Origin of the sequence: Pantoea sp. 18059 (assembly GCF_902706165.1) — a bacterium.
Classification (GTDB): Bacteria; Pseudomonadota; Gammaproteobacteria; order Enterobacterales; family Enterobacteriaceae; genus Pantoea; species Pantoea agglomerans.
Genome location: NZ_CACSJS010000001.1, coordinates 1179606 through 1203362, shown reverse-complemented (window position 1 = coordinate 1203362; position 23757 = coordinate 1179606). Strand labels below are relative to the sequence as shown.

The following is a 23757-nucleotide window of genomic DNA, read 5'->3' as shown; positions in this document are numbered from 1 at the left end:
ACCCCGAATGAAACTGACTTCTTTAGCACTCCTGACCAGTGTAATGGCGTTTGGTGTCAGCGCAGCGGATGCGCCGAAACAGCTTAATCTGGGGATTCTGGGCGGTCAGAACGCCACCCAGCAGATTGGCGATAATCAGTGTGTGAAGACCTTCTTTGATAAAGAGCTGGGTGTGGATACCCAGATGCGCAACGCCTCCGACTACTCTGGCGTGATTCAGGGTCTGCTGGGTGGCAAGATTGATATGGTGCTGAGCATGTCGCCAGCCTCGTTTGCGTCGGTCTACATTCAGGACCCGAAAGCGGTGGATGTGGTTGGCATTGTGGTGGATGACAAAGATCAGTCACGTGGCTACCACTCGGTGGTGATTGTCAAAGCGGACAGCCCGTACAAAAAGCTGGAAGACCTGAAAGGGAAATCATTCGGTATGGCCGATCCCGACTCGACGTCCGGCTTCCTGATGCCGAACCAGGCGTTTAAGAAGATGTTCGGCGGCTCAGTGGATGACAAATATAACAACACCTTCTCCAGCGTCACCTTCTCCGGCGGCCATGAGCAGGACATTCTGGGCGTGCTGAATAACCAGTTTGATGGCGCAGTGACCTGGACCTCACTGGTCGGTGACTACAACAGCGGCTATACCTCTGGCGCGTTTGGCCGTCTGATCCGCATGGACCATCCGGATCTGATGAAGCAGATCCGCATTATCTGGCAGTCACCGCTGATCCCCAACGGTCCCGTGCTGATCAGCAACAAGCTGCCCGCTGGCTTTAAAGCGAAAGTGGTGTCGGCGATTAAAAAGCTGGATAAGGAAGATCACGCCTGCTTCGTGAAAGCGGTGGGCGGCGAGCAGCATATCGGTCAGGCGACGGTTGCCGATTATCAGAACATCATCGATATGAAGCGCGACCTGATGAAAGGCAGCCGCGGCTAAATCCAGCTACTTCTTATCTTCTCCGCTCAGGCGGGGAAAGCGGGACGCAGCAAACTCGCCTGCGTCCCGCTGCTTTAGCGCCGGAGATCCCCTTTGACCGAATTCGAACACTACTACCAACGCATCCGCCGCCAGCAGAAACGAGACACGCTGCTCTGGTCACTGCTGCTGGTGGCACTCTACCTGGCGGCGGGCAGGGTGGCAGAATTTAATCTGCTTACCGTCTGGAAGTCGCTGCCGCACTTCTTTGACTACCTGCACGAAATCCTGCCGGTGCTGCATCTGCCGCTGCTCTTTGCCGACGGCAAGACCGAAGGCTCGCTGGCTTACTGGGGCTACCGTCTGCCGATCCAGCTGCCGCTGATCTGGGAAACACTACAACTGGCGTTGGCTTCGACGCTGGTGGCGGTGGCACTGGCCGCGGTTCTGGCCTTTTTCGCCGCCGACAACACTCAGACGCCGGTCAGCGTGCGGATGACGATTCGCGCCTTTGTCGCCTTCCTGCGCACCATGCCGGAGCTGGCGTGGGCGGTGATGTTTGTGATGGCCTTTGGCATCGGGGCGATCCCCGGTTTTCTGGCGCTGGCGCTGCACACCGTGGGCAGCCTGACCAAGCTGTTTTACGAGGCGATTGAGTCGGCGTCGGATAAGCCGGTACGCGGCCTGGCCGCCTGCGGAGCCAGCAAACTGCAGCGGATGCGCTTCGCCTTCTGGCCACAGGTTAAGCCGGTCTTTCTCTCCTACAGCTTTATGCGGCTGGAGATTAACTTCCGCTCCTCAACCATCCTTGGGCTGGTCGGCGCGGGCGGCATCGGCCAGGAGCTGATGACCAACATCAAACTGGACCGCTACGATCAGGTCAGTATGACGCTGCTGCTGATCCTGATTGTGGTGTCGCTGCTGGATACGCTCTCCGGCCAGCTTCGTCGCCGTGTGACAGGAGACAGGACATGATAAGCACCGTTCCCGATATCGCGCTAATGAAGCAGCAGCATCGTGAACTCTTCGCCGCACAGCCGCGCTATCTGCGTCGCCTGGCGCTGATCACACTGGCGGTACTGCTCTATTACCTCTTTTTCTTTTCGGTGTTTGGTCTGGAGTGGTCGCGTTTGCTGATGGGCTGCCAGCAGCTGGGGCGCTATTTCCTGCGGATGTTTGTCTGGCACGACTTCCTGAACTGGCCGTTTGGCTACTATCTGTCGCAGGTCGGCATCACCTTAGCGATTGTCTTTGCCGGCACGCTGACTGCCTCGCTGCTGGCGCTGCCGCTGTCGTTTCTGGCGGCGCGCAACGTGATGCACAGCCGAACTGCGAAACCGCTGGCGTTTCTGATGCGCCGTTTGTTCGATCTGCTGCGCGGCATCGACATGGCGATCTGGGGGCTGATCTTCGTCCGGGCGGTCGGTATGGGGCCGCTGGCCGGGGTGCTGGCGATTATCCTGCAGGATGTCGGTCTGCTCGGCAAACTCTACGCCGAAGGGCACGAAGCGGTGGAGCGTTCACCGGGGCGCGGACTGGGCGCCGTCGGCGCCAACAGCCTGCAGAAACACCGCTTCGGCATCTTCACCCAGTCATTCCCGCAGTTTCTGGCGCTGAGCCTTTACCAGATAGAGTCCAATACCCGCTCAGCGGCGGTGCTGGGCTTTGTCGGCGCCGGGGGCGTCGGTCTGGTTTACGCTGAGAATATGCGCCTGTGGAACTGGGATGTGGTGATGTTCCTGACGCTGATTCTGGTGGTGGTAGTGATGGTGATGGATGTGATCTCCAGCCGCCTGCGCAAGCGCTACATCAGTGGGAAGCCGGTGCCGTTGTGGCAGCCTGCTGCGCGCGATTAAGCCTTTTGCTGCGCTGCCAGGCGCGCTGTAACGCCTGCACCAGCTGTGCCTGCTGCCAGGGCTTCGCCAGCCGTTCGCACAGCGGTAGCGTCACCGGCTGATGGCGCAGGTCCTGACCGCTGATGAGCAGCGTCGCCAGCTGCGGCCAGTTCTGCTGCGCCTGGCGGATCACCTCCGCGCCGTTAATCTCGCCGGGCAGCATCAGGTCGCTGATCAGCAGGTCGATATCAGGTGTCTGGCGCAGCAGCGCCAGCGCCTCTTCACCGTCACCACACTCGAGCGTCAGATAACCCAGCTGATGCAGATGCTCACAGAGCGTCTGGCGCACCGCCGGTTCATCATCCAGCACCAGCACCAGCCGGTTACTGGCCGCCGCAATGTCCGTCTCAATGTGCACAGGCGATGGCGGGGCGATCACTGCGGCGACGGCGGCTTCCGGCGCGCGTGGCAACAGCAGCCGCACCGTGGTGCCCTGGCCTGGCGCGGTTTCCAGTTCGATCTGGCCGCCTGACTGCCGTACAAAACCATAGACCATCGACAGGCCCAGCCCGCTGCCGCTGCCGGTAGCTTTGGTGGTGAAAAAAGGCTCAAACACCTGCTCACGAACCCCTGCCGACATGCCGCAGCCGTGGTCTATCACCTCAATTGTGACCCTGTCACGTTTCTCATCCCCTTCCAGACGGCGCTGATTCCAGATGCGCAGCCGGATTTCACCGCTTTGCTGATGCATCGCATCGCGGGCATTCACCACCAGATTCATCAGCGCATTTTCCAGCTGGCTGGCATCAATCCAGGCGGGCCAGCCGGGACGCTGCGCATCAATAATCAGCTGCTGACCGGGCAGCAGCGAGTGCTGCAGCAGCCCCTGCAGGTTATCCACCAGCGTCACCACCGACACCGCACGGGGATAGAGAGCCTGCTTGCGGGAGAACGCCAGCAGCCGCTGGGTCAGCTGTGCAGCGCGGTCGGCCGCCTGCCGCGCCCGCTCAATCCGGCTGGCCAGCGGGCCGGACGTCAGCTGGCCTTCGGTCAGCGCCAGACTGCCGATAATCACCGCCAGCAGATTGTTGAAGTCATGCGCCAGTCCGCCGGTCAGCTGGCCAACCGCCTTCATTTTCTGGCTGTGCTGCAGCGCCTCCTCCAGCGTTTTACGCGAGGTCCGGTCCAGCACGGTATTGACCATGCCGCGCCGCGGGATTGGACTGAAGCGCAGCTCCAGCGTACGACCATCGGCCAGCCGGATCTCCTGCGGTTCACCGGGATCGTGCAGATCCACCGCCAGCGGCGCCAGCAGTTGCTGCCAGGGAACGCCACGATGCAGCTCATGCGGTGCGATGCCGAGCAGCTCCGCATACTGGGCATTCCACACCACCAGCTGTCCGTTGTTATCAAACAGCGCAAAGCCGTCGCGCATCGCCAGAAAGGTGGACTCCAGCTGATTACTCTTCTCTTTCAGCAGCCGTGAGGTGTGAGCCAGTGAGGCGGTGTTACGGGCAAAGACGTTAAACGCCCGCGCCAGCTCGCCCAGCTCGTCGCGGCGTTGCAGCCCTGGCACGCTGACGTTCTGCTCGCCCTGCGCCAGCCGCGTCATGGCCCCGGCAATCGCCGTCAGGCTCGACCCGAGATTGCGATAGATGTAGATACCGGCATAGCCGGTAATTGCCAGCGCCAGCAGCGCAAACAGCGCGATAAAGCCGATGATGGAATCCAGCTCACGGTGGGTCGCCAGGGTGCGCGCCTCACTCTGTAACGCCACCTGCTGCACCGAGGCGCTGATATCTTCATTCAGCATCGCCACCAGCGCTTTAATCCGGTAGGTGGCATAGGCGATCGCCAGGTCGCTCTGCTCCAGCGCCTCTGCCAGCGGCAGCAGGCGCTGCTGGGTAGCCAGCAGTCGCTGCACGTTTTCGCCGGTCACGCCCGTCAGCGGCACGTTGCGCCACTGCGCCATCACCTGCTGGAGCTGTTCGATGACGGCGATGGGCGAGGGTGTGCGGATCGCGATGGTGATCAGCCGTTCGGTTTGCTCCCGCAGTGCGGCATCCGGCAGCGTCCGCTGCTCCCGCTGCACCAGCTGGTCGATATGGCTGAGCAGAATCTGCGTCTGCCACAGGTCGCTCAGCATGTTGTTGCGCTGCAGATGACGCTGGTGACCGGTCAGCAGCAGGCTGTTAATCGTCTGTTCCAGCATCAGGCTGCGGGCGCGGATCCGGGCGATGCGCTCCGGCTGACGTGCCGCCAGCGGCGCACTGGCCAGCAGGCTCAGCGACTGCTGCAACGCCTGCTGATTCTGCTGCAGCCGCTGTGATTCGCTCTGGTACTCCAGCGCGCCCACCACCTGTGACAGCCGCACTGCCGCTGTCGCCACGTTGGCGGTATCCCGCGCCAGCGCCAGGCTGCCGTTCATGTCGGCCAGGGTCTGCGCCTGTGCCTGCTCCTGAATCGCCCCGGCATGACGAAAGCCCAAGATCGCCACCACGCTGACCATCAGCGTGACCGACACCACCAGCAGATTGAACAGCAACAGGCGTCCACGTGCCCCGGCCTGCCACGGATAAGTGCGCTGCATCCCACGACCTCTTATTCACTGCAACGATGGGCCGAGTATAGGAGCGTGCAGGCGGGCGTTTATGACAAATATGAATGGGCGCTGACATTTTCCGTTTATCTGGCGTTGCTTTACTAACGGCTATCCACAGTCCGCAGGAGCGAGGCGATGACAGCCACACCGATACTGGAAATGCGGGGAATTACCCGGCGCTTCGGCAGCTTTTATGCCCTGAAGGGCGTTGATCTCACGGTTTATCCCGGTGAGGTCCACGCGCTGATGGGGGAGAACGGCGCGGGTAAAAGCACACTGATGAAGATTCTGGCCGGTGCCTATACCGCCAGCAGCGGGGAAATTTTAATTGAAGGCAAGCCCTGGGCGCTGAAAGGGCCGAAAGAGGCACTGGCCGCCGGGATCACCCTGATTTATCAGGAGATCAACCTGGCACCTAACCTGACGGTGGCGGAGAACATTTTTCTCGGCAGCGAAATCGCGCCCGGCGGGCTGGTCAGGCGGCGGCAGATGGCCGAAGAGGCGCAGCGGGTCATTGACCGGCTCGGCGCGCAGTTCAGCGCCTGGGATCTGGTCAGCCGTCTGAGCATCGCCGAGCAGCAGCAGGTGGAGATCGCCCGCGCGCTGCAGCGCAACAGCCGCATTCTGGTGATGGATGAGCCGACCGCCGCGCTCTCCAACCGCGAAACCGAACAGCTGTTCGCGCTGATCAAACGGCTGCGCAGCGAAGGCATGGCGATCATCTATATCAGCCACCGCATGGCGGAGGTGTATGAGCTGTCCGATCGCGTCAGTGTGCTGCGCGACGGGGAGTATGTGGGCAGCCTGACCCGTGACCAGCTCAACGCCAGCGAACTGGTGCGGATGATGGTCGGACGGCCGCTCAGCGACCTGTTTAACAAAGACCGTGCTATCCCGCTGGGTGATATCCGGCTGGCGGTCAATCACCTTACCGACGGCGGCAAAGTGCATCCCAGCAGTCTTGAAGTGCGGGCCGGCGAGATTGTCGGCCTGGCCGGTCTGGTGGGCGCAGGTCGCAGCGAACTGGCACAGCTGATCTTCGGCGTGCACAAGCCGAAAGAGGGCGAGATCTGGATCGATGGCGAAAAGGTCACCATCCATTCACCGCGCGATGCGATTGCACGCGGCATCGGTTTCCTCACCGAAAACCGCAAAGAGCAGGGACTGTTTCTGGAGATGGCGGCGCAGGAGAACATCGTGATGGCGACGCTGGAACGTGACGCCAGTTACGGGATGCTGAACCGCCGCAAAGGGCAGACCATCGCCAATGAGGCGATCGCTTCACTCAATATTCGCGTTCCTCACGCTCAGGTCCGGGCGGGCGGTCTGTCGGGCGGTAACCAGCAGAAGCTGCTGATTTCGCGCTGGGTGGCGATTGGTCCGCGCATTCTGATCCTCGATGAACCGACGCGCGGCGTCGATGTCGGGGCGAAAAGCGAGATCTACCGCATGATGCAGGAGATGGCGCGGCAGGGCGTGGCGATTCTGATGATCTCCAGCGAACTGCCGGAAGTGGTCGGGATGAGCGACCGCGTATACGTGATGCACGAAGGCACCATCGTCGGTGAGCTGGAGGGCAGCCACATCAGTCAGGAAAATATTATGACGCTGGCAACCGGTGCGCACAGCGCGGCAGCAGGCGAAATCTAAGGAGACCACCATGACACAACTGGCCCGCACCAAAGCACCGACGCTGAAACGCGCCCTGATGGGCGATCTGCTGCAAACGGTGGGTATCCTGCCGATTCTGATCCTGATCGTGGCGATATTTGGTTTCGTCACGCCGAACTTCTTCACCGAAGCAAACCTGCTCAACATCACCCGTCAGGCGTCGATTAACATCGTGCTGGCGGCGGGCATGACCTTTGTGATCCTCACCGGCGGCATCGACCTGTCGGTAGGGTCAATGCTGGGGACCACCGCGGTGGTGGCGCTGGTGGCATCACTGGATCCGATGCTGGCTTCCATGACCATTCCGATGGCGCTGGGCGCAGGCCTGGTGATGGGGCTGTTCAACGGCATCCTGGTCGCCTGGGCCGGGTTGCCGCCCTTTATCGTCACGCTTGGCACCTACACCGCGCTACGCGGAGCCGCTTACCTGCTGGCGGATGGCACCACAGTAATCAATTCCGATATTAACTTTGAGTGGATCGGCAACGGCTATCTCGGGCCGGTGCCGTGGCTGATTGTGATTGCCTTTGCGGTGATCGCCATCTGCTGGTTCATCCTGCGCCGCACCACGCTGGGCGTCCATATCTACGCGGTCGGCGGCAATATCCAGGCGGCGCGTCTCACCGGCATCAAGGTGGGGATGGTGCTGCTGTTTGTCTACGGCATGAGCGGGCTGCTGTCGGGGCTGGGCGGACTGATGAGTGCCTCGCGGCTTTACAGCGCCAACGGCAACCTTGGGGTTGGCTATGAGCTGGATGCGATTGCGGCGGTGATCCTCGGCGGCACCAGCTTTGTCGGCGGCATCGGCACCATCACCGGCACCCTGATTGGCGCACTGATTATCGCCACGCTGAATAACGGCATGACGCTGATGGGGGTCTCCTATTTCTGGCAGCTGGTGATCAAGGGCGCGGTCATCATCATCGCGGTGCTGATCGACAAATACCGTACCCGTCATCATGTGAGTTGAGTCTTAAAAGGGCGGATGTGCCATTACACCTCCGCCATCTAAAAAACGCCATTAAGTGGTTGGCACCTTGAAAACAGCAGGAGAAGGTCTATGCGTTTTAATCCGATTGTAACCGGGCTGCTGGCGGCGACGCTGTTCAGTACCGGCCTGGCTCAGGCAAAAGAACTCAAATCTATCGGCGTAACGGTCGGCGATCTGGCAAACCCCTTCTTCGTGCAGATCACCAAAGGCGCAGAGATGAAGGCGCGTCAGCTGGCGGGCGATAAGGTGAATGTGACGCTGGTCTCCAGCGGCTACGATCTCGGTCAGCAGGTGGGCCAGATTGATAACTTTATTGCGGCCAAAGTCGACATGATTATTCTCAACGCCGCCGACTCCAAAGGGATCGCCCCGGCGGTGAAGCGGGCGCGTGATGCCGGTATTGTAGTGGTGGCGGTCGACGTGGCGGCCGATGGCGCGAATGCGACCATCACCTCCGATAACACCGAGGCGGGCGCGATGGCCTGTAAATATATTTCTGACCGCCTGAAGAACAAAGGCAACGTGGTGATCATCAACGGACCACCGGTCTCTGCAGTGCAGAACCGCGTTGAAGGCTGCATGACCGAGCTGAAAACCCATCCTGACATCAAGCTGCTCTCTTACAACCAGAACGCCAAAGGCAGTCGTGAAGGCGGACTGGAAGTCATGACCGGTCTGCTTTCTGCCAATCCAAAAATTGATGCGGTGTTTGCCATCAACGACCCGACAGCGATTGGTGCAGACTTAGCGGCGAAACAGGCGCAGCGCAGTGAGTTCTTTATCGTTGGCGTTGATGGCTCGCCGGACGGTGAAGAGGCGCTCAAGCGCAAGAATTCACTGTTCGTCGCGACGCCTGCGCAGGATCCACAGGTCATGGCCGCCAAAGCGGTCGAGATTGGTTATGACATTCTGCAGGGCAAACCGGCACCCGATAAGCCCGTGCTGATCCCGGTGAAACTGATCGATCGTAATAATATCGGCAGCTATCAGGGCTGGACGGTGAAATAAGCTTTAGTGCGGCACCTTTAAGGTGCCGCTCTCAGGAGGCCACCATGCAACGTTCAGAGGTTAATTATTACCTGCAACATACGCGCGAGTTTTTCCGACAGCAGGATGTGCATCTGCCGCCGTGGGCCGATTTCGATGTGAGCCAGTGGCGGGCTCAGGATCGTGAGGTCGCGCAGGAGATTCTGGCGTTGCGGCTGGGCTGGGATCTCACCAGTTTTGGCGCGGCTGATTTTCTGCAGACCGGGCTGACGCTGTTTACCCTGCGCAACGGTTCACCAGGCGGGCAGCCGTGGCATAAACCCTACGCCGAGAAAATAATGCACGTGCGGGAAGGGCAGCAGACGCCGATGCACTACCATCCGCGCAAGATGGAAGACATCATTAATCGCGGCGGCGGGAATCTGATTGTCGAACTGCATAACCGCGACGGTGACGGGCTGGCTGACTCGCTGGTGGCGGTGTCACTGGATGGCCTGCGCCAGGCCCATGCCGCCGGTTCACAACTGCGGCTCTCACCGGGTGAAAGCGTGACGCTGGAGGCGGGCATCTGGCACAGTTTCTGGGGGGAAAGTGGCTTCGGCGACGTGCTGGTGGGCGAGGTGTCGATGACCAACGATGACGAAAACGACAATGTGTTTCTGACGCCGCTGGCTCGTTTCAACCCACTGGAGGAGGATGAAGCGCCGCGCTGGCTGCTGTGCAACGATTACGCGCACTGGCTATCCTGAGCGCGGCAGGCGTAATCAGGCAATCTGACTGGCATGCGTTGTTGAATCGGGTTTCACCACATCGGCCGAAAAGACATAGCCCAGTCCGCGGATGGTGCGGATCAGGTCGGGCTGGTGCGGATTGATTTCGATTTTACGGCGCAACCGCATGATCAGCACGTCGATGGTGCGATCAAACACGTCGAGACTTTCGCTATGGGTCAGCTCCAGCAACTGATCGCGGGTAAGCACTTTTCGGGCGTGGCGAACCAGCGCGCGTAACAGGCTATATTCCCCCTGGGTCAGCGGCACCAGCTCGCGCTGCGGATTAAACAGCTGGCAGCGGCCATCATCCAGTTGCCAGCCGCCAAAACGCCAGCCCTCCTGTTCAGGGTCGGCATGGGCAATGCGTCCGCTGCGACGCAGGGCCGCCCGGGTTCTCGCTACTACCACGCGTGGATTAAAGGGTTTGGCGATGTAATCATCTGCGCCCATCTCAAGGCCCACCACCATCTCCGCTTCAGAACCCATACCGGTCAGCATAATCACCAGCACTTCGGGTCGCTGACGCTGAAGCTGCTGCAACACCAGTAGCCCGTTGGTATCGGGCAGCATCATATCCAGCATCACCAGCGAGATTTCCGGGTGTTCGCTTAGCATCGATAGCGCCTCGCGTCCCTGATGACAGCGGTAGACCGTTAACAGATGTTCACTTAACGCATCCTGCAAGACGTCGCAGACTGCAGGATCATCATCCACCACCAAAATTGCTGGCTTCATTGCGCGGCCTCAATGTTACGAAAGAGTTAATTCAGGAGTCTACACAGGCCAGAAAAGGTTGCTGAGGCAGCGTGCTGAAACGTGACCAGCTTCGCCTGTGAGAGTGCGGAAGCGTGCGCTGGCGCAGAGTTTTTCGGGGCTGCCTGTTTGCCGCAGGAAAACGATTGCGCGGCATCGGTGCATTGCACCATAATCGCGCCTCGTTTTGGTTCGGAATTCTCTTAGGCGTACCCGGCTCTGCCAGGTAATCGATTGCGTCGGTAGATGGCATGGCAATTGCTTTGGGCAGTGGGTAAGTCAGGGATTTCAGGCGATTCTGGCACGCAAGTATGCAGCGGCCGGTATCAGTGTCCCGGAAACAGAATAATCAGCATGCAAACCCCTTTGGCAAGTGAGACTGATGTCTCCTGTATCGAGAGATGATGATGTTAGAAAAACTATTCAAACTCAAAGCGCATAACACGACGGTTCGTACTGAGATTATCGCCGGGATCACCACCTTCCTGGCGATGGCTTATATTCTGTTTGTGAACCCAAGCATTCTGGGCGCGACCGGCATGGACAAGGGCGCGGTATTTGTCGCCACCTGTCTGGCGGCGGCGATTGGCTGCGTGCTGATGGGGCTGATCGCCAACTATCCGATTGCGCTGGCTCCGGGTATGGGACTGAACGCCTTTTTCACCTATACCGTTGTGTTGCACATGGGCTACACGTGGCAGATTGCGCTGGGCGCGGTGTTTCTCTCGGCGGTGATTTTCTTCGCGATGTCGCTATTTAAGATTCGTGAATGGATTATTGCCAGTATTCCGCTGCCGCTGCGCGCCGGGATTGGTGCCGGTATCGGCCTTTTTCTGGCACTGATTGCGCTGGAAGGGGCAGGCATCGTGGTCGATAACCCGGCAACGCTGGTGGGCATTGGCGATCTGACTAAACCGGGTCCGCTGCTGGCGATGCTCGGCTTTGTGGTTATCGTGGTACTGGAAGCGCGTCGGGTGACGGGCGCAGTGCTGATCGGTATTCTGCTGGTGACCTTTATCTCCATGGGCATTGGTCTGTCGCCCTTTGCCGGGGTCTTCTCTGCACCGCCATCGATTGCACCGACCTTTATGCAGCTGGATATTGCCGGCGCGTTTAACGTCGGCCTGATCAGCGTGATTTTTGCCTTCCTGTTTGTTGATGTGTTTGATAACACGGGCACGCTGCTGGGTGTGACCAAACGCGCCGGTCTGGCGGATGAGCAGGGTAACGTGCCGAAGATGGGCCGTGCGCTGATTGCTGACAGTGCGGCTGCGCTGTTTGGTTCACTGCTCGGCACCTCGACCACTACCAGTTATGTGGAATCGGCGGCGGGCGTGAGTGCCGGGGGCCGTACCGGCCTGACCGCGATTGTGGTCGCCGTGCTGTTCCTGCTGGCCCTGTTTTTCTCGCCGCTGGCCTCCAGTGTTCCGGTTTATGCCACCGCGCCTGCGTTGCTGTTTGTAGCGGTGCTGATGGCATCGGGTCTGGCAGAGATTGACTGGAAAGATATCACCACCGCCGCGCCGGTCACCGTCACCGCGCTGACCATGCCGCTGACCTATTCGATCGCCAACGGCATCGCGTTTGGTTTTATTACCTGGACGCTGGTGAAGCTGCTGAGCGGACGCGTGAAAGAGGTGAATGCGGCGCTGGTGATCCTGTCGATTCTGTTTGTGATTAAGCTGGGATGGTTGAGTGCTTAGTTGTTGCCTGGCGGCAGGGAAGGTCGCTTAGCAGCGGGCGGATTTCGCTGTGCAGCGGGCAGGCACACTGAGTAAGTTTCGCCTGGCAGCGGGCTGGCTGTGAGCAGGTTTCGCCCGCACAGGCGAGGGGAGTTTCAGATCACTTACCGCGCGTAAGCACTGAGCGGGTTTCGCCCGCCAGGCGATGGGGAGTTTCAGATTGCCCGTGCAGGCGGACGCGTCAAGGGGCGGACGCCCGCCCCTTAACAATCCCGGCGTCCGGCTGCCTGCGCGCCCCGCGTAGCGGGGTGCCTTCGTCACGCCCTGCGGCCGACGGACCGTCCGGACTCGCCATCCCTGGCTCGTGCCGTCCTTTCGCCGACGTCCTGTCGGCTCATCCTTGCCTCTGGTTGTTCCTCAGCGCTGCGGACGCCTCTGGGAAACCCCCTGCCGGTGGGTTTGTTACCCGGACTGACTGGGCTCAGGCCGCTGAAAGCGGGAAAAGATTCATAAGGTTTCGCTTTGTAGCGGGCTTGCACTGAGCGGTTTCGCCTGCAAGGCGATGGGGCGTCTTAGTTCACTTAGCCGCGCGTTAGCGCTGAGAGGGTTACGCCCGCCAGGCGATGGGGAGTTTCAGGTCGCCTGTGCAGGCGGACGCGTCAAGGGGCGGACGCCCGCCCCTTAACAATCCCGGCGTCCGGCTGCCTGCGCGCCCCGCGTAGCGGGGTGCCTTCGTCACGTCCTGCGGCCGACGGACCGTCCGGACTCGCCATCCCTGGCTCGTGCCGTCCTTTCGCCGACGTCCTGTCGGCTCCCGGCCTCTGGTTGTTCCTCAGCGCTCCGGACGCCTCTGGCAAACCCCTGCCGGTGGGTTTGTCACCCGGACTGGCTGGGCTCAGGCCGCTGAAAGCGGGGAAAGATTCATAAGGTTTCGCTTTTAGCAGGCTGACACTGAGCGGATTTCGCCCGCCAGGCGAGGAGAGTTTCAGGTCATTTAGCCGCGCGTTAGCACTGAGCGGGTTTCGCCCGCCAGACGTATGGGAGTTTCAGATCACTTAGCCGCGCGTTAACACTGAGCGGGTTTCGTCGGCCAGGCTATGGGGCAGGCGGTGTCTGATACACTGCGAAACATTGCAATAGAGCGAATATGGCGGAGCTGTTGTTATTCGCGGCTGTTCTCGTTTGTGCGGTTAAATTATAAAAGCATTTCACTTGTGGCGTTTGTTGTTACTCGTTACTCCATTTCAGCGGTGTATTTAATTCCATTATTTCTCACATCATGGCTATCAAAAGTCCGGGGCTCCACTGTACGCCAACTCCAGGGTGCATTTCCCTGATGTTAAAAAAAGAGGAGTTTCACACATACTTAGCGTTGACAGGATCTCTGAGCGTTTTTGTTAGTTCAGGTAAGCTGATTTTAATGTTGAGCTGACGGAGCTGACGGAGCTGACGGAGCTGACGGAGCTGACGGAAAGTTTTATTACGCTAAATCAGTGTTATTCAAATGCCTGTTTTAGCTGTGAATTAACCCGTGATAATTGCTGTTCTCGCCTGTTTTATAAGCCTGCTGCCAGGAGAGAAGAGATATTAAGGCGTGGTTGAATTTAGTCGCCGCCATCTCCTCCGTCACCACCGTTACCTCCCGCACCGCCGTCACCTCCCGTGCTGCCACCATTCCCTCCGTTCCCCCCTGCGCCACCATCACTACCATTGCTGCCATTCCCACCATTTCCACCATTTCCGCCATCTCCCCCCATACTGCCGTTTCCTCCATTCCCGCCATTGCCTCCGGCCTGGCCATTCTGTCCAGCACCTCCGTTCCCGCCATTTCCACCGCTTCCTCCCAGGCCGCCATTTCCGCCATCACCGCCATTGGCTCCGGCACCACCATTTCCTCCTGGCCCTCCATTTCCGCCGATACCTCCGTTTCCCCCTCGTCCTCCATTTTCACCCGGACCGCCATTGGCCCCGGCACCGCCGTTCTGACCCGGTCCGCCATCAGAACCTGCAGCGGCATCAATGAGAATGACATTATGGTGTGAACTCAACATATCCGTTTTGTACTCAGCATGCGCATACGGAATGATGATTAGCGAAGCTAACAAAGTGATTATTTTCATTTGAAAATCCTTTTCAGAAAACTTTCTCCACCGGTCCCTCCGTTACCACCCGCACCGCCTGCGCCGCCCGCACCGCCTGCACCGCCTGCGCCGCCCGCACCGCCTGCACCGCCTGCGCCGCCCGCACCACCTGCGCCGCCCGCACCACCTGCGCCGCCCGCACCGCCTTTACTTGATGTATCGGGATTATCGGCACTCCCACTATTGCCACTATTGCCACTATTGTCACTATTGCCGCCATTGCCGCCATTACCTCCTTTTCCTCCGTTAGTACCTTCTCCCGGAACGCCTCCTTTGCCTCCCGCGCCTCCGTTTTCACCATTGCCTTGTTGTCCGTCTTTGCCTGCTGAGGGCTGGAGGGAGGTATTTGAGGATGAAGTATTCATGTCGCTGGCAGTCTGAGCCAGCGAGTAAAACGGACATGCCACTGTCAGTACGGTGGCTAAAAATAATGGGTAACTTCTGGTAAGTTTCATGTGCTGTTCCTGTGCTAACAGTGATGATGCTCCTGCTATAACGGTTACAAACAGGAGCTTTTTAGTTAATGGACGCCAGACTATCAGTCTCCGCCGCCATCACCGCCGCCATCACCACCACCATTACCACCACCATCTCCGCCACCATCACCTCCTCCATTACCACCGCCGTTGCCTGCATCATTTCCGTTACCGTCACCACTCCCGTTAGCATTCCCGGTGCCGTTATTACTGTTATTACCCTGATCAGAACCGTTGCCGTTTTTACTGCCGTTATCATTATTGGAATTATTACCATTCTGGCTGGCGTTAGCGGCGCCATTACCATCACTTCCGCCAGCACCTCCGGCGCCTCCAACACCTCCGGCACCACCTTGCCCGCCTAACGCGCCTCCTGCACCCCCCGCGCCACCTGCGCCGCCGGCACCTCCCGCACCAGTAAGAATGAAGGAAAACTTAGAGGTATTGACGTCAATGTTTGCTGCACTGATATCAAATTGCCTGGCCATACCCTGAGCGGAGTAGAATAAAACCATACTCGCTAACACAGTCATATTTTTAACTTTCACAATAAATCCTCTTTAAGTGAGTAATTAAATTTATTATCTGCGCTGCCAAAGGTATGTTAATTTTCCTCAAATACTTCTTGTCAGTCTTCCTCCGTTTTGGAGTTTCTTTATGCGTCCTTTATTTTATTTTATGTGAAAGGCGGGAATACATTGCCAGTATGTGGCACTAATTTTAAGAAATAGCTTCTCCAGTTGGCTGTTATTTATATTGAACAGCAATTATGGAGTGACAAGCTCAATAATGATGAGTTTTGTTGCTGTGTATGTTTTTATATTTCGCCTGCAATATGCTTCAGTTATGTTACGGCTTTTAATTTCATCTGTTACTGCAGCTGATGCGCGAGTCAGGCAAATCTATTTCTCTCTGCGATTGCCCGGGCTATCCGTTCGTATCAAGGGCTGATGATGGAGAGTTTATTCGTGATGCATATCAGACCAGGGCTATCGTGCAGACGGGCACGCTCATCAACGCACTCAGCGCGTTTTCTGCCTGAAGGCTGGATTGCTACGGCCGGGCTGAAGCATCCTTATGCCGGTCTGTTCTGCCATATTCATCGTACTAATAAAGCATTTATATCCTGCGAGACGTCACAGAACCGGCCCGCGTTTAAAGTGATCTACAGAAGTTCCTGACGTTATTTATAATTATAATTTATGTATTCCTGATTTTTATTGCGGTATTTTTTGCATGCGAAAAGCATCCAGGTTGTAGCAGCCTTAAAAGCCGCGCCTGCAAGGGTTAAATGAAATTTTTATGACATGCAAACCAGTGTAGCGTAACGCAGTAATAAGTTAAGACAACGGTAAGCATAAGGGTTCTGATTGTTTATAACGCACAAAAAACGATTTCTGGTTGAACTGGAAATCATCGAAGCCTGACAAATTTATGAGTTTTTGTGATGCTTTGCAGCGGTGCCATTAATTCTGGTTAATATTATTTATGTGATAAATATTCATTGAAGTTAAAAAAAGAGATGCCGATAGATCTATATCGCCGCCCCCCTTCAAGGAATTTTAATGAAAATCTCTACGCGCCTCGGTTCCGGATTTGGCACGTTAATCATCTTTTTCTCCATATGTATCGTTGTCGCTATTCACTCTTTATATCAGGCTAAAAGCACGCTTGAGTCAGTTGTTCAGGGTGATATGAAAAAAACAAAATTAATCAATGAACTTACCCTGGCGCAGCGCGATATGGCGATAACCGTCAGGAATTTATCACTCTTTTCAGATCAGGCTCTTATCCAGGAGCAGTCTGATCGTCTGGTTAAACTGAAGGCTAAATTTGCAGCCAGCAGGGATCAACTGAATACGATGATCAGCCAGTCTGGCGATACGGAAGAATATAAAGCCTTTGCGAAGATCAGTGACAGCGAGAAAAATGCTCTGGATGCCTTCAGCAACACTGTTCCGCTGGCACTGGCTAAAAAAAGTGATATCACCGTTAAGTATCTGTTGGAAAAAGTCAGGCCCGCACAGGTTCCGCTGCTTGAAGGTCTTACCCTGATGAGTGAAATCCTGGCAAAGCAGTCGGATGACTCAGTTATTCAAAACGCGAAAAATACCGAAAGAGCCTACATCATCCTGGTGACGCTTTTAGTTGCGGCTATTTTGTTCGGCACGGGCACCAGCATCTATCTTATTCGTAAACTCATGAGCGAGCTTGGCGATGAACCGAGTACAGCGCGGAAACTTGCTAATGCGATCACTAATGGGGATCTGACCACACCGGTTAGCTTGAAGAAAAATGACACTCTCAGTCTCATGGCCTCTTTAAACAGCATGCAAGTTCGGTTACGGGATATCGTTTCAGAAATTAAATCAGGCTCTTCTTCAGTCGCCCTTTCTGCGAATGAGATTTCTGAAGGAAACAATGAGCTTGCATCCCGCACTGAACAGCAGGCCGCTGCCTTGCAGGAAACGGCTGCGAGTATGGAACAGCTCACCGCTACGGTACAAAATAACAGCAAAACTGCCAGGGACACAGCCAACTCAGCGAGAGATACCGCCTCGATTGCAAAACGAGGGGAAACGGACGTCAAACGAATGTCAGATACGATGAGTGATATTTCAAAAAGCGCGTCTAAAGTCAGAGATATCACCGCCGTCATCGAAAGCATCGCATTCCAGACTAATATTCTTGCCCTGAACGCAGCCGTTGAAGCGGCACGAGCGGGAGAGACGGGAAGGGGCTTCGCTGTCGTCGCGTCTGAAGTCAGAACGCTTGCACAACGTAGTGCGACTGCCGCAAAAGATATTAAAGCGTTAATAGAGCAGGCTGTCGGACAGGTTGAATGCGGCGTCACTGTTGCCAGTGATACGGGTTTGAGTATTCTCAAAGTCGTGCATTTAGTGGATGAACTGGCTGAATCCATGGATGCTATTGCGCTGTCGTCGGCTGAACAGATGCAGGGGATTTCTCAGGTGAGTATTGCAGTCAGCCAGATGGATGGGGTGACGCAAAATAACTCTGCTCTGGTAGAAGAATCATCAAGTGCTTCTCAGTCTCTCTCTGAGCAAGCGCAGTCTCTCAGGCTGATTGTAGAGACCTTTAAAGTATAAATTGTCCCGGCACTGACATGCGCGTTGGGTAAATTCCAAAGCAGGAGGCCGGTACTGCCTGTCAGCAGTACCGGCCTTATTCCTCGCATCAGGTGGTTAAACGCTTACCTGAAAGGCGGCTCATTAAAGGTACGCAACTTACGCGAATGCAGCTTATCGCCCTCGGCGCGCAGCAGCTCAACAGCGTGAATACCAATCTGCAGATGCTCCGAAATCGCCCCTTCATAGAAACGGTTCGCCTGACCGGGCAGCTTAATCTCACCGTGCAGCGGCTTGTCTGAAACGCACAGCAGCGTGCCATATGGCACCCGGAAACGATAACCCTGTGCGGCAATAGTGGCGCTTTCCATATCGACCGCCACCGCACGGCTCAGGTTAAAGCGCAGTGCCGAAGCGGAGTAGCGCAGTTCCCAGTTGCGGTCGTCCGTGGTCACCACGGTGCCGGTACGCAACCGCTGCTTCACCTCTTCGCCTGGCATGCCGCTCACTGATTTGGTGGCGTCATACAGCGCGCGCTGCACTTCGGCAATGCTGGGTACCGGGATATCAGGCGGCAGCACGCTGTCCAGCACGTGATCGTCGCGCAGATAGGCATGGGCCAGCACATAATCACCAATCCGCTGGCTCTCGCGCAGACCGCCACAGTGACCAATCATCAGCCACGCATGTGGACGCATCACCGCCAGATGATCGCAGATGGTTTTGGCATTCGACGGGCCAACACCAATATTAATCAGCGTAATACCGCGACGATTCGGCGAGGTGAGATGCCAGGCGGGCATCTGGTGCTTCTTCCACGCCAGATCCGAGAGCATCGACTCACTGTCAGCGGTGTCGGCGGTCAGCACCACATCGCCCGCGCAGGCCAGGCTGTCGTAAGGGGTACTGGGATCGCGCACCTGCTCGATCGCCCAGCGCACAAACTCATCAACATAACGGGTGTAGTTGGTGAACAGCACAAACGGCTGGAAGTGCTCTACGCTGGTGCCAGTGTAGTGGCGCAGGCGGGCCAGCGAGAAGTCGGTTCGCAGCGCGTCGAAGTGCGACAGAGGGGATTTTGCATCGGCATGGAACAGGCCATCGGCTGTCTCATCACCAATCTGTGACAGCTCGGTGGTCGGGAAGTGGCGCGCAATACCGGCGCTCATGGTGCGATCCAGTGACAGGTCGGAACCGTCGATCACGTAAGGGTAGGGGATCTCCTGGCTGGAGGGCCCCACGTCGATCTCCAGCTGATACTCCTTCTCCAGCATCTGAAGCTGTTCCGAAATATAGTGGCGCAGCAATGCCGGGCGGGTGATGGTGGTGCTGTAACTGCCGGTGTGGGTGAAGCGTCCCCAGGCACGCGTGCGGTTCTGCTGCGGACCGTCGCCGCGCCAGGTGATGCGCAGCTCCGGGTAAACAAATAGTCCCTGCGCCCGTGCGGTGGCATCGGGCAGCGTGCCGTTTTCGGTAAAGGCTTTAATCGCCTCGCGCAGCGCATCGACGGCGCCATCGTACAGGCGTTCAAGTTCATCCAGCGCCTGCTGGCTGGTCAGGTTTTTCCGTAGTGTCGGCATGGTTTCTCCTTCCATTTTTTTCCGCAATTTGCCCCAAGCTTAGCGGGTTTGTTGCGTAGATTGGTGAAGAATCTGTGATCGCCGTTTTTTTGCGCCAGCGAAGCGCGAATTCTGAGCAGTGCTGTTTTAAATGAGGATTCGCTGCACTGAAATCCAGTAAGAAAATCTTTACGATCAGAAGCGGTGATTCGCCACGTTTAAATGCGTTACCGATGAGGAGAGGGCGGAAAAACCGCCAGCAGCAAAGCATGCCCAACCGATCATAACGTCAGGGAAATAATCAGGTTTGCTACAGCGGGCGGGGCAGTGAGGCAGATTGTGCCGTGGCGACATTAAAAAGTTTGTAACCATGATTAATTTGCACCGGAAAGACTTTGCATATTTCCCTGCCCACTATCATCATTAGAACTCCTGTCCAGTCTCTTCTGATTTGGTAATCCTTTGCAAAATCCCGGCGTAGCAGTGATGCAGGCGATCAAGCGCACGGCGTGGTACCCGAAACGCCGTTCGTATCGCACGCTCTACTGGCGTGAGATATCGCCATTAGCAGTGCCTATCTTTTTCGAGAACGCCTGTGTGCTATTGATGGGCGTACTGAGCACCTTCCTGGTCAGCTGGCTGGGTAAAGAGGCAATGGCGGGCGTCGGCCTGGCCGACAGCTTCAACATGGTGATCATCTCGTTCTTTGCTGCCATCGATCTCGGTACCACGGTGGTGGTGGCGTTCAGCCTGGCAAAACGCAACGGCAAGCGCGCCCGCGCCGCCACGCGTCAGTCGCTGGCCATGATGACGATACTCGCCTTTGTGCTGGTGATCGCCATTGAGTTCTGGGGCCATCTGATTGTCGATGCGATTGCCGGTGCCGCCGATCCGAAAGTCAAAGCGCTGGCGCTGAGCTATCTGCAGACTTCCGCCTGGAGCTATCCGGCCGCCGCTATCACCCTGATTGGCAGCGGGGCGCTGCGTGGTGCAGGTAATACCAAAATTCCGATGCTGATTAATGGCGGCATGAACATCCTCAACATCATCATCAGTAGCGTGCTGATTTATGGCTGCTTCTCGTGGGACGGTTTAGGGTTTATCGGTGCCGGGCTCGGACTGACCATCACCCGCTATATCGGGGCGATCGCGGTGATTTACGTGCTGATGATCGGCTTTAACGCCTCACTGAAAATTACGCTGTCGAGCTATTTCCGGCGCTGGAACAGCAGCATTCTGATGGAAGTTTTAGGAATAGGCGTGCCTGCCAGTATCGAGTCGGTGCTGTTCAACGGCGGCAAACTACTGACACAGGTGTTTGTTGCCGGAATGGGCACCAGCGAGATTGCCGGTAATTTTATCGCTTTTTCTATCGCCTCACTGATCAACCTGCCAGGCAATGCGCTGGGTTCGGCTTCAACGATTATCACCGGTACCCGTCTGGGCAGGAATCAGGTGTTCCAGGCGGAACGCCAGGTGCGGCACGTCTTCTGGCTGGCGACGGTCTGCCTGACCGTGATGGCCCTGCTGACGGTGCCGCTGGCCGGGTTGCTGGCACGGTTTTATACCAGCGACCCGGAGGTCATTAATGTGACGAAGCAGCTGATCTGGCTTAACGCGCTGTTTATGCCGTTATGGGCCGCTTCCTGGGTGCTACCTGCCGGACTCAAGGGCGCACGCGATGCGCGTTACACCATGTATGTGTCGATGTTCAGCATGTGGGGTGCCCGCGTGGTGGTCGGCTACCTGCTCGGTATTGAACTGGGGATGGGCGTGACCGGTGTCTGGCTGGGGATGTTCCTCGACTGGACGGTGCGTGGCATCTTCTTCTGGTGGCGACTTAACAGCGGCAAGTGGCTCAACCGCTATCGAAAAATGATCGCGAAAACCGGTTAGCGCGTTGTTAACGCCTTTCACCCGCCGTGGGGAAAGGCGTCTTACCTCTTTCAGCACCATTAAAAATAACATCTCCGTCACATCTCCAGACTTTCGAACCGAATTTCAGACAGTTGCACAAAGCCAGTCTTCTCAGACAGGGTTAGCGTAATGCCTGCTGCGCAATGATGCAGACACTACTTATCAAGGTGACCCTATGATCCGTCTGAAAACGGCGCTGGCACTCCTGCCGCTGCTGTGTAGCGCCCCGTTATGGGCGACAACCTTTGTCTATGTCTCCAATGCTGAATCCGGCACCGTTTCCCGCTATCAGCTCAGCGAGGCGAATGGCAGCCTGCAATGGCGTGGCGATACGCCTGCCGGTAAAAAGATTATGCCGCTGGCGGCCAGCCCGGATGGTAAACGGCTCTATGGTGCGCTGCGGAGTCCGCCTTATTCGATCATCAGCTGGCGCGTCTCGGGTCCGCACGGTGACTTGCAGAAACTGGCGGTGACGCCGGTTGCAGCCAGCTTTCCGTGGATCACCACCGACAAAAGTGGGCGCTATCTGCTGGCTGCCTCCTATGACAGCGATATCGTCACCAGCAACCGGATTGATGACAAAGGAGTTGTGACACCCCAGGTCACGGGCGAGGTGAAAACCGGGCCGCATGCCCACTCGGTGATCACCGACGTCAGCAATCATTCACTCTACGTCGGCAACCTTGGCGCGGATCGCGTGCTGCAATATGCCTTTGCGGATAACGGCGCGATAACGCCGCTGGGAACCGGATTTGTTCAGGGCGAGAAGAACAGCGGCGCACGACATTCGGTGATATCGCCCGACAATCGTTTTCTCTATAACCTCGCGGAGATGAGCGGCACCATTACGCAGTTCCGGCGCGCGGCGGATGGGTCGCTGACGGAGCTGAAAACCTGGCCGAATGCGGTGGCGAAGAAATATAACCTGCAGCATGGCGAGCAGCGCCCGGCGGGCTACAGCGATCCCACGCCGCGCATCTGGGCGGCAGACATTAAAATCACCCCGGACGGGCAATTTATCTATGTCACCGAGCGCACCTCCAGCACCGTCAGCGGCTACCGGGTTGATAAACAGTCGGGTGAGTTAACACTTATCGGCAGCTGGCCGGTTGAAAAACAGCCGCGCAGTATTGCGATTGATGCGCAGGGTAAATGGCTGATCGTCAGCGGGGAGAAGAGCGCGGTGATTGGCAGTTACGCTATCGATTCCGCCAGCGGTGAACTCAAACGGGTTGCTGAAGCCCCGGCTGGTAAAGGCGCGAACTGGGTGACGCTGATAAGGCAGTAACCGTTTTGAGCCGCTGGCATATGGCACTGGCTAAACAGATGCGGGCTGCTTATGCCATTTCCGGCATAAGCAGCGCAGAAATTTTTGGTTCTGATCGGGCGTGTAAGCGGGTTTACTCAGGGCATCAACTGATGCGGAGAGCCTGAGATGAAACAGAAACTGATAGCCTGGTTTGAACAGCTGCTGAGCGGCCCTGTGGCGAGTGACCGTGTGCATGATATTAACGTGGAACTGCTGCTGCCGCTGAGCCAGCTGTATGGACTGGAATATTATCCGGCAGTGCATCGCTACCATGAAAAATAATGGTTGTTGTATGTTGTCTGGTTAAAGGCCCGCTACGTTGCGGGCCTTTTTGCGTTTGGGCCAGGATAGAGTGTGGACTTCATTTCTCCGATTAATACAGGGTAGAGATCTCTGATAGGCATGTCAGGAAACTTCGTTTAATATCTGCGAGTTGTGTTCCAGTTCTGCCTGTTGTCGTCCAGCGTTAATCGACGTATTCTTTTTCTGCGCCTGCAAAATCAGGCGACGGAATTGGAACTCCGGTTAATCATACTGGCGACAATGTATTATTGTCGTACGTCTTGCTACACCTCAATGGTGGGCTGGGCGAGGGCACCTCAGGGTGCGCCGGTTCAGTATGCCCGGTAGTTCCAACCTCGTTCAGTCTGCCACCCATGAGATTGGAACCTCAGGTGGCGGTTTAAAAGCATACTGGAGACATCCCCATGACCACGAACCTCGATCAATGCCACTTCTCATCTGAAGTCGCGCCATCTAAAACACAACGTCGCTATACCATCGGCTATCAGCCTAAACGCGGTGATTGCAGTACACCTGCAATACATCTGAGCGGAAAATGGCTGCGTGAGGCAGGATTTGATACCGGAACCATTATTACGGTGAAAATTGAGCAGGGTTGTCTTGTGCTGGTTCCGGAAAATGATTAAATATAATTTCCTGATATAGGGAAATGACTCAGATAATGTTAATCACTTTTATTCAATTGCGTAATGGCGCTTGTTTTTAGAGTTTATCTGGCAGGGTATATAAGAGAGGTTGTAAAGTCTATTTTTGATG

19 protein-coding genes are annotated in these 23757 nt (G+C 56.9%); 14 read left to right on the top strand and 5 right to left on the bottom strand.

Annotated features, from left to right (window positions below):
• The first annotated feature begins 7 nt into the window (after positions 1-7).
• From phnD to phnE (GVJ63_RS05695), 3 genes are all read left to right on the top strand, one after another.
• Positions 8-934, top strand: a complete 927-nt coding sequence (gene phnD / locus GVJ63_RS05705) for a phosphonate ABC transporter substrate-binding protein (RefSeq protein ID WP_159226531.1) — start codon at positions 8-10, stop codon at positions 932-934.
• Between the two features lie 93 nt (positions 935-1027).
• Positions 1028-1888 carry a phosphonate ABC transporter, permease protein PhnE gene (gene phnE / locus GVJ63_RS05700; protein ID WP_159226530.1) on the top strand — a complete coding sequence of 287 codons (861 nt, stop codon included), beginning with the start codon at positions 1028-1030 and terminating at the stop codon, positions 1886-1888.
• Positions 1885-2769, top strand: a complete 885-nt coding sequence (gene phnE, locus GVJ63_RS05695; RefSeq protein WP_159226529.1) for a phosphonate ABC transporter, permease protein PhnE — start codon at positions 1885-1887, stop codon at positions 2767-2769. Before phnE (GVJ63_RS05700) ends, phnE (GVJ63_RS05695) begins: the two co-directional genes overlap by 4 nt.
• Here the strand turns inward: phnE (GVJ63_RS05695) and GVJ63_RS05690 are convergent.
• Positions 2723-5338 (bottom strand): ATP-binding protein, encoded by a 2616-nt coding sequence (locus GVJ63_RS05690; RefSeq protein WP_159226528.1) that lies wholly within the window; start codon positions 5336-5338, stop codon positions 2723-2725. The two genes, phnE (GVJ63_RS05695) and GVJ63_RS05690, sit on opposite strands and share 47 nt — an antisense overlap.
• A gap of 147 nt (positions 5339-5485) precedes the next feature.
• Here GVJ63_RS05690 and GVJ63_RS05685 point away from each other — a divergent pair, with 147 nt between their 5' ends.
• The 4 genes from GVJ63_RS05685 to GVJ63_RS05670 all read left to right on the top strand — a co-directional run bounded on the left by GVJ63_RS05685 (position 5486) and on the right by GVJ63_RS05670 (position 9748).
• Positions 5486-7000 (top strand): sugar ABC transporter ATP-binding protein, encoded by a 1515-nt coding sequence (locus GVJ63_RS05685; protein ID WP_159226527.1) that lies wholly within the window; start codon positions 5486-5488, stop codon positions 6998-7000.
• A gap of 10 nt (positions 7001-7010) precedes the next feature.
• Positions 7011-7991: a ribose ABC transporter permease gene (locus GVJ63_RS05680; protein ID WP_010247757.1), complete on the top strand. Its 981-nt coding sequence runs from the start codon at positions 7011-7013 to the stop codon at positions 7989-7991.
• A gap of 90 nt (positions 7992-8081) precedes the next feature.
• On the top strand, positions 8082-9020 hold the full coding sequence (locus GVJ63_RS05675) for an ABC transporter substrate-binding protein (RefSeq protein ID WP_010670879.1): 939 nt from the start codon (positions 8082-8084) through the stop codon (positions 9018-9020).
• Positions 9021-9064: 44 nt separating this feature from the next.
• Positions 9065-9748, top strand: a complete 684-nt coding sequence (locus GVJ63_RS05670) for a D-lyxose/D-mannose family sugar isomerase (protein ID WP_159226526.1) — start codon at positions 9065-9067, stop codon at positions 9746-9748.
• 15 nt (positions 9749-9763) lie between these two features.
• Here GVJ63_RS05670 and GVJ63_RS05665 read toward each other — a convergent pair whose 3' ends face one another.
• On the bottom strand, positions 9764-10507 hold the full coding sequence (locus GVJ63_RS05665; protein ID WP_159226525.1) for a response regulator: 744 nt from the start codon (positions 10505-10507) through the stop codon (positions 9764-9766).
• 422 nt (positions 10508-10929) lie between these two features.
• On the opposite strand from GVJ63_RS05665, the gene GVJ63_RS05660 reads away from it, so the two are divergent.
• Positions 10930-12228, top strand: a complete 1299-nt coding sequence (locus tag GVJ63_RS05660; RefSeq protein ID WP_213006254.1) for an NCS2 family permease — start codon at positions 10930-10932, stop codon at positions 12226-12228.
• A gap of 1492 nt (positions 12229-13720) precedes the next feature.
• Here GVJ63_RS05660 and GVJ63_RS05655 read toward each other — a convergent pair.
• Positions 13721-14239 carry a hypothetical protein gene (locus GVJ63_RS05655; protein WP_158601476.1) on the bottom strand — a complete coding sequence of 173 codons (519 nt, stop codon included), beginning with the start codon at positions 14237-14239 and terminating at the stop codon, positions 13721-13723.
• 101 nt (positions 14240-14340) lie between these two features.
• Complete coding sequence (locus GVJ63_RS22195) at positions 14341-14577, bottom strand: hypothetical protein (RefSeq protein ID WP_200843106.1); 237 nt, start codon at positions 14575-14577, stop codon at positions 14341-14343.
• A gap of 294 nt (positions 14578-14871) precedes the next feature.
• Here GVJ63_RS22195 and GVJ63_RS22190 point away from each other — a divergent pair, with 294 nt between their 5' ends.
• Complete coding sequence (locus GVJ63_RS22190) at positions 14872-15189, top strand: hypothetical protein (protein WP_200843105.1); 318 nt, start codon at positions 14872-14874, stop codon at positions 15187-15189.
• Positions 15190-16389: 1200 nt separating this feature from the next.
• Positions 16390-17934 carry a methyl-accepting chemotaxis protein gene (locus tag GVJ63_RS05635; protein WP_124890062.1) on the top strand — a complete coding sequence of 515 codons (1545 nt, stop codon included), beginning with the start codon at positions 16390-16392 and terminating at the stop codon, positions 17932-17934.
• Between the two features lie 104 nt (positions 17935-18038).
• On the opposite strand, the gene GVJ63_RS05630 is transcribed toward GVJ63_RS05635, so the two are convergent.
• A complete protein-coding gene (locus GVJ63_RS05630) occupies positions 18039-19493 on the bottom strand; it encodes an AMP nucleosidase (RefSeq protein ID WP_010670874.1) in 1455 nt (484 codons plus the stop codon).
• Between the two features lie 465 nt (positions 19494-19958).
• On the opposite strand from GVJ63_RS05630, the gene GVJ63_RS05625 reads away from it, so the two are divergent.
• The 4 genes from GVJ63_RS05625 to GVJ63_RS05615 all read left to right on the top strand — a co-directional run bounded on the left by GVJ63_RS05625 (position 19959) and on the right by GVJ63_RS05615 (position 23627).
• A complete protein-coding gene (locus GVJ63_RS05625; protein WP_022625464.1) occupies positions 19959-21368 on the top strand; it encodes an EmmdR/YeeO family multidrug/toxin efflux MATE transporter in 1410 nt (469 codons plus the stop codon).
• 196 nt (positions 21369-21564) lie between these two features.
• A complete protein-coding gene (locus GVJ63_RS05620; RefSeq protein WP_050680085.1) occupies positions 21565-22677 on the top strand; it encodes a beta-propeller fold lactonase family protein in 1113 nt (370 codons plus the stop codon).
• Positions 22678-22824: 147 nt separating this feature from the next.
• Entirely contained in the window at positions 22825-22980 is a 156-nt protein-coding gene (locus tag GVJ63_RS22185; RefSeq protein WP_010247735.1) for a hypothetical protein, read from the top strand.
• A 425-nt stretch (positions 22981-23405) separates the two neighbouring features.
• On the top strand, positions 23406-23627 hold the full coding sequence (locus GVJ63_RS05615) for a SymE family type I addiction module toxin (protein ID WP_022625466.1): 222 nt from the start codon (positions 23406-23408) through the stop codon (positions 23625-23627).
• Positions 23628-23757: the final 130 nt, after the last annotated feature.